Source organism: Rhodoferax sp. (assembly GCF_010365055.1).
In the GTDB taxonomy this organism is placed as follows: domain Bacteria; phylum Pseudomonadota; class Gammaproteobacteria; order Burkholderiales; family Burkholderiaceae_C; genus Rhodoferax.
Map to the genome: position 1 here is coordinate 1 of NZ_JAAFHA010000143.1, position 6,529 is coordinate 6,529.

At 58.5% G+C, this 6,529-nt stretch carries 6 protein-coding genes; 2 read left to right on the top strand and 4 right to left on the bottom strand.

The genetic code is table 11. From position 1 onward, the window contains the following. Positions 1-291 (top strand): PEP-utilizing enzyme (locus tag GZ093_RS19485; RefSeq protein ID WP_296489266.1); only part of this gene is annotated, 291 nt, incomplete at its 5' end. A gap of 9 nt (positions 292-300) precedes the next feature. Here GZ093_RS19485 and GZ093_RS19490 read toward each other — a convergent pair. Together GZ093_RS19490 and GZ093_RS19495 are read right to left on the bottom strand one after the other, a co-directional pair. After that, a complete protein-coding gene (locus GZ093_RS19490) occupies positions 301-1,389 on the bottom strand; it encodes a patatin-like phospholipase family protein (protein WP_296489268.1) in 1,089 nt (362 codons plus the stop codon). A 155-nt stretch (positions 1,390-1,544) separates the two neighbouring features. Then, a complete protein-coding gene (locus GZ093_RS19495) occupies positions 1,545-2,558 on the bottom strand; it encodes a M14 family zinc carboxypeptidase (RefSeq protein WP_296489269.1) in 1,014 nt (337 codons plus the stop codon). Between the two features lie 688 nt (positions 2,559-3,246). On the opposite strand from GZ093_RS19495, the gene GZ093_RS19500 reads away from it, so the two are divergent. Continuing rightward, positions 3,247-4,761 (top strand): CYTH and CHAD domain-containing protein, encoded by a 1,515-nt coding sequence (locus GZ093_RS19500; protein WP_296489271.1) that lies wholly within the window; start codon positions 3,247-3,249, stop codon positions 4,759-4,761. Between the two features lie 152 nt (positions 4,762-4,913). Here GZ093_RS19500 and GZ093_RS19505 read toward each other — a convergent pair whose 3' ends face one another. Both GZ093_RS19505 and GZ093_RS19510 read right to left on the bottom strand, forming a co-directional pair. Beyond that, on the bottom strand, positions 4,914-5,675 hold the full coding sequence (locus tag GZ093_RS19505) for a lysophospholipid acyltransferase family protein (RefSeq protein WP_296489273.1): 762 nt from the start codon (positions 5,673-5,675) through the stop codon (positions 4,914-4,916). A gap of 108 nt (positions 5,676-5,783) precedes the next feature. Beyond that, positions 5,784-6,440: a hypothetical protein gene (locus tag GZ093_RS19510; protein WP_296489275.1), complete on the bottom strand. Its 657-nt coding sequence runs from the start codon at positions 6,438-6,440 to the stop codon at positions 5,784-5,786. Positions 6,441-6,529 lie beyond the last annotated feature (89 nt).

The window sequence follows — 6,529 nt, forward strand, 5'->3', positions numbered from 1 at the left end:
CTGACGCAGCGCGGTGCGCGCACCGCCCACGCCGCGGTAGTGGCCCGGCAACTGGGAAAAGTCTGTCTGGTGGGCTGTGAAAGCCTGCGCATCGACTTGAGCGCTCGCACCGTCCAAATAGGAAAAATGACTCTCCACGAAGGGGATGTCATCACCCTGGACGGCAACGATGGCGCGATCTACCCCGGCGTGGTCGCCGCAGTCATGGTGCCCGATGAAGCGCTGCTGGAACGCCTGCGGGCCTTGCGCGCATCACCGGGCACGACCCCGCAGCGCAAACACGGCCGTTGATTCACGACATCAGAAGAACCATTTGTTCATATCAACGGTTGAGCGTCGTCCGATGCCATCGGCACTCTGCGCGAGCCAGTCCGTCGCACGCTCGCGGCCCTGCCCGCACAACAGCGCTAGAAACGGACCGTGCGCCAGAAGCTTGGTCTCAGTGCGCTGCAGGCTCACCAGCTCACTGGCATCAATCATGTGAAACCGCATCTTCTGCAAGCGTCGCTCCAGCCTGCCCCAAGTCAGAAATGTCGGGCTGGAAAATTCAACCGCGTCAACAAACATTCGCATCTCGCGCATGAAGTTGGCACTGAACGCGAGTTCGGCGATGCGCGACTCGATCTCCTGCACCGTGTTCGGTGTGCCTTCGCGCCTCAGCGGGCTCAGCAGCACCAACAACACATCACGCGAATCGCAGTCATAAAAAAGCGGGAATACCGCGGGGTTGGCCGCGTAGCCACCGTCCCAATACGGCTCGCCATCGATTTCCACAGAATGATGGATTTTGGGCAGACAGGCGGAGGCGAGCATCACGTCGACGTTGAGTTCGTTCTCGCGAAACACACGCAGCTTGCCAGTATTGGCCTGCGTGGTGCCGACAAACAACCTGAACGGGCTGCGCGTGCGCAACTGCTCAAAGTCGACCAGACGAACGAGCAGATCGCGCAAGGGGTTCAGATCAAAAGGGTTGAGCTGCGCTGGTGAGAAGTAGCCGGCCCAGTTCGCAAGCAATTTGCTCGCAGGCGACAGGCTGATCGCCTCGCCCTCACCCTGGGTCATCAAGCCCCAGGGCATCTGCTTGCCCACTTCGGTCCAGAAATCCGACAAACCCTGGCGAGCGCCGTCGCGCCCGCCCTTCATCCAGCCGTCGGCAAAGACCACCGCGTTCATGGCTCCGGCGCTGCTGCCGCTCAGGCCCTCGAACTCAACGCGCGAATCCTCCAGCAGCGCGTCCAGAACGCCCCAGGTGAAGGCGCCGTGCGCACCACCGCCCTGAAGCGCAAGGTTGAGCGGGCTGGGCGACGGCTGCACCAAGCGCTTGAGCCAGGCGAGGCCTGACTGCGTGGTGATGCCTGGGCGAACGGGTGTTGCTGCGCTGTCAATCAAATGAACTCCTTCATAGTGTGAGAACCGCCCTACCTGTGCGAATCAGTATAGGAATTTTCTGTGTCACCGTGCACACACCGGCCAAACAGCCCAGGGCCTTTCGTCAAACGATAGATCGTGCACAAGGTTGCACAAAGTCACGTCTGCGTTGTAGATCAATACCAGTCCTGTAACGCCTGTGCATGGTGTTGCGCCCGGGCCTCATGGCCTGGAAGCCAAAGTGGATGACCGCACGCCGCACGCGACAGAAAGTCCAACAACGACTGGTGCTGGCGCAGCACACGCTGCTGGCGATGCTCAATCAAGGGGTTAAAAATGCCATGCCGCGAAAACAGTTGGCGTGGATTTTTCTTCACCCACAGCCAGGAACCCATCTCTAGCGTGAGCGGCAGAAAAATGTTTTTGGCTTCCGCACATGACTGTTGGTACAAATGGTCCCACACATCCCCGTGCGCGAGGTACTGCAAACTTTGCGGCTCAAAGATGTAGCGGTGGTGGCTGTGCGACTGCACAAAAATGCATTTGAGGGCGTGCATCTCGGCCAAGTGCCTGATTGGCACCCGCGTATGAGCGTAGGGGAACCAGATGCGGTCGCTGGTGCCAAAGCCCGAATGGCAATCCAGGCTCAGGCTGAACCTGCGGGACAACAGTTCGGTTTTCACGACATCAAAGATGGCCTGATTCTCAATTTCCATGGCCTGGTCCTTGAGGCCGCGGTACCACGGCAAGCCAGGGCTATAGCGCTGCCCGCCGACCAAAAAAGGCACCGCCTCTTGCGCCTCGACCGGCGCGTTTCTCATCAAGTCCACACCGTTGGGGTTGGCCCGGGTGCCAAGCGCCATGCCGCCCGGGTTGACGATCGGCATAAAGACCAGGCGAACCGATTCAAGTTGCCGGTGCAAGGTGCTGTCCCATTGCAGACGCATGACCAAACTTTGCAGATACGAAATCACCACGCCCGTGCCAATGCGTTCCAGGCCATGAACACCACCAAAATAACCCACTGCTGGCACGTCGAGCGCTGGATTACCCAATGCAATGACATGCACCGGATAGGAGCCGCCGCCCGGCAAACTGACGTTACAGACCACGCGTGTGTCGAGCCAAGCTGCGCCCAATTCGATGATGCGCTCCAACGCAAGCAATTCTGGCAGCCTGGTTTGCGTCACGGTTGCCGATGGGATAAGAGTTGCAGGACGATCGTCATGAACGGTGAGCTTAGCGTCGGAACCTTCGCGCCTGCAACACTTGCGTTGATATGCGTCGTTATTTGACACTGACACAGGGCTGTCATAAGGCCGGTGTAATTTGGCGCCTGCCAACTTCAAAGCGCCTGACAGCGTCTACCCTATGTTTAACAAAAGAACTTTCTTTCGCGTCATGGCCATCCCAGCCTGCATTGCCTATGGCGTGCTCGAATTTTTGGCTTTGCAACGTTCACGTTTATTGAGTCGCCGCACCTATTCCTGAGCGCAACCGCCTGATCCAGAGAACGGCGCTGACTGACAGGGTGGAAATTAACGTCAAAGTCACCATGAACACGGCCAAGTCTGACCTCTTCGCAGCTCTTGCGGGCGAAAGAGCCATCAATGTCTTCAAGTTGTCATTTTTTTCCATTAAATTAGCGCCATGTTGGTGGCGGGACGGACATTCCCGGCAGACAACGCATCAGTATTGATTGACGTGATGCTACCAACGCCATATACCGAGTCACCGATCAGCAGATGTTGGCCTCCGATGCCATCACCAGGTCATCACGGGGTTGCCAGGGTCAAAGTGAATGCTCCAGACGCATAATTCAGGTTCCAAGCTGGTACAACGAATCAAGACAGCCATTGAGCAAGCAGCTTGTCTCTTATGAAACCAGATCGTCTCCGCCAAGGACCACAAGAAATTGAGCTCAAGCTGGCCTTGCCAGGCGCTGATCCGTCGCAACTGGCAAAGCAGCTGGCTCAGATAACGCTGCTGACGCGGCGCAGTGCAACTCGTGTGCACTTGCACAACGTTTACTACGACACACCCGAGCAAGCATTGCGGCAGGCGCGCATCGCATTGCGAATACGGCGAGTTGGAAGCGATGCAAAGCCGCAATGGCTACAAACCCTCAAAATGGGGGGGCTTGGTGACTCGGCACTGAGCCAGCGTGGCGAATGGGAGGTGCCCGTGCCGGATGCCAGACTCGACTTGCAGGCTCTCCAAGCGACCCCGTGGAACAATTTCGACCCTGATGGCAGTGTGTTTCAGGCGCTGGCACCGAGTTTCTCAACGGTCTTCGACCGAACCCTCTGGGTCGTTCGAAAACGCGACGGCAGTGTGGTTGAGATCGCGCTGGACCTTGGGCAGATCGAAGCGAATCAGACCCAATCACCCATTTGCGAGTTGGAGCTTGAGTTGCTCGCGGGCTCACCCCCCGCTCTGTTTGCCATCGCCCGACAAATTGCCAGGACGACTGCGGTATTGCCCGCCAACATCAGCAAGGCCGAGCGTGGCTACCTGCTCATTGAGGGCTGTCTGGACAAGCCGCTGCGCGCCCAGCCACCCAGCCTGACACCCAAGCTGCCACTGCCCGAGGCAAGCCGGCGTGTATTGCGTGAAATGTTCTGCCAGTTCACGTCCAACCTGGGCCTGCTTTGCAGCTCCGACAACCCCGAGGTGGTGCACCAGGCGCGGGTGGGTTGGCGACGTTTTAAAAGTGCTTTGCGACTTTTCAAGATTGCCGTCACGGGCACAGAGATGCCGTCATGGCAGGCGCTGCAGCCGCTGTTGAATCTGTTAAGCGAAGTGCGCAATTTCGACGTTGCTTGCACCGAAACCCTGCCCCCAATCGGCGTCGCCTATGTGGCCGGGGACAGCCGACGGGAACAGGCGTGGCACCGGATGGAGCGGACCCTGGCACAGGCCCGCACTCACCAACGCGAGCTTGCGCGCGAGGCGCTCCGCCAGCCGGCGGTCGGCGCCAGTTTGCTTGAAATCACGCAGTGGCTTGAAGGCTTGTCAACCGCGAGGGCGCAGGACGAGGTCTCGCCCGAATTCAAGCAGCCCCTGCAACCTTGGGCCAGGCGCCGAATCAAGCGCCTGCATGATCAGCTTCAACTCGCCCTGCGCGACACTGGTGACCCGGACAGCCAGCACCATGCGCGCATCATTGCCAAGCGAATGCGCTACAGCATCGAGGCTATGCAACCGCTGCTGCCCAAGAAGCGCTCGCAACGATGGCACGAACAGGCGACCGAGCTTCAGTCGAGTATTGGCGCAGCGCGAGATGTCAGCCTGGCCATTACCCTGGTGGCGAAGTTGGAATTAGAAACCGGCGTGCTTGACTTCTTGCACGGCGTGGCAGTTGGCAGACAAAGTGAGGTCTTGCAACGCTGAAGCGCAAACCGAATTTCCGGAAAATGTGAATTTCTTGGGAGATCGCACAATTGCCCACCGAGTTGAGTCGCGCCGTCAATCGGCTCACGAATCAAACAAGTTCACCCCAAATTGCCGTAGTCAGACTTGCGTCAGGCCACTGGTTTCTGCGCTCAACTGTCTGTGGCGCGTGCCCGCAGCGCCTCTACCGCCAGACGCAAGTCGGCGCTCCACACACGCCGCCCACGCCCCTGGGCGGATTGCTGCTCGCCAAACATCAGGGTGGCGCACAACGGCGGCGCATTCAACATGCGCCAAATGGAACCAATGAGCGTGTCGCTATTGATGTAGCACGGTGTCAAGCTGTGCGTGTCGCTGACGACCTCCGAAAACCGCAGCGCTACGGGCTGCACCGGTGCGTTGGTGGCAATAGCAGCTTGCACCAAGTTGGAATGAAATGGCAGCACGTGCAAGCCATCACTGCTGGTGCCTTCTGGAAACACCGCAATCACGTCGCCAGCGTGCAGGCAACTGGCCATTCGATGCACGACGCGCGAAGCATCACGCCGGGACTCTCGTTCAATGAACAAGGTGCCAGCCGCGGTGGCCAGTGTCCCGATCAGGGGCCAGCGCCCGACATCGGCTTTGGCGACAAAGCGGCAATGACAAGTCGCATAAATCACGTAAATGTCGAGCCAAGAGATGTGGTTGCACACCAGCAGCAGGGGGCCCTGAGTCGGCGGTCTCCCTGTAACAACTAAATTAATAGCTAGAAGTTCAAGCAGGGCAAGGGCCCAGGCCCTGATTCGTTCTGCTTTTTGTGAGGTCGTCAATCCTGGAAACACCAGGACAACCGTCCACCAGCCGCGCACCAGATGCCACAGCACACCTGCCATCTTCCAACTGGCACGCGCCCGCAGAGCAATCGGCTTCATCTGGCCCGAACCACACTGGCTCGCCGCGCAGACGTGCAAAGCGCAGGCCTGCATGGCAAGACGCCGATGACGATCATTGGAACCCTGGCATCGGCATAAAGCCCACGCTCATAATGTTGGCAAGCCACTGAGGCAACCCACCGCGGCGCTATTCCTGTTGTTCCAGTTGGCGTTGATCAGTGGCTCCACCCCCGCCTTGATGACGTTGTGAATGCTGCCCCAGTCACCGGTGTGCTGAAAGTTGCTCAAGATGTCGGAGAAGCCATTGAGGCTATCCACCATCTCCAGCCCGGTGGCCTCGCCGCCGGCCGGAACCGAGAGAATGCGCGACAAGTTCTTGCTGTCCACGTTGTAAGCCCACAAGAAGTTGTTGACGTGTTGACCCGAGTCTTCTCCGATGAACAGCGTGCGCAGCTCTTCCGAGAATTTGATGTTGTCCACGTTGGAGATTTTGTCCACGTGGGCGCTGTTGCCAACGCCGTCGGGCGTGCTCAGGTCTTTTTCCTTGTCAGCGATGAACATGAACAGGCCGGTGTTGGCACCGTCATCTCCCATCAGCACGGTGCGGTTGATGGGATTGCCGTTGATGTCATAGAAGGCGCCGGCGATCACGCTGACGCTGCCGTTCTTGAGCACGTCACCGGTCTTGAACAGGGTGTTGTAGGTCAGTGCCTGGGTCTTCGTGCTGGCATCGGAATAGGTGATCTTGACGCTGGCGCTGGTATACGTTGTGGCGCGTTGCACATCGGTCATGGCGGCGGGCATGGTAGTGCAACATTCGTTCTGTAATTTCCCCGACCACTGAAACTGACCCTGTTTGGAAGTTTCTGGTTTTGGGATTTTTTAATCAGGCC

Coding starts and splice junctions, on each gene's coding strand:
- GZ093_RS19500 (WP_296489271.1), top strand. CDS start 3,247: ATGAAACCAGATCGTCTCCGCCAAGGACCACAAGAAATTGAGCTCAAG.
- GZ093_RS19510 (WP_296489275.1), bottom strand. CDS start 6,440: ATGCCCGCCGCCATGACCGATGTGCAACGCGCCACAACGTATACCAGC.
- GZ093_RS19505 (WP_296489273.1), bottom strand. CDS start 5,675: ATGAAGCCGATTGCTCTGCGGGCGCGTGCCAGTTGGAAGATGGCAGGT.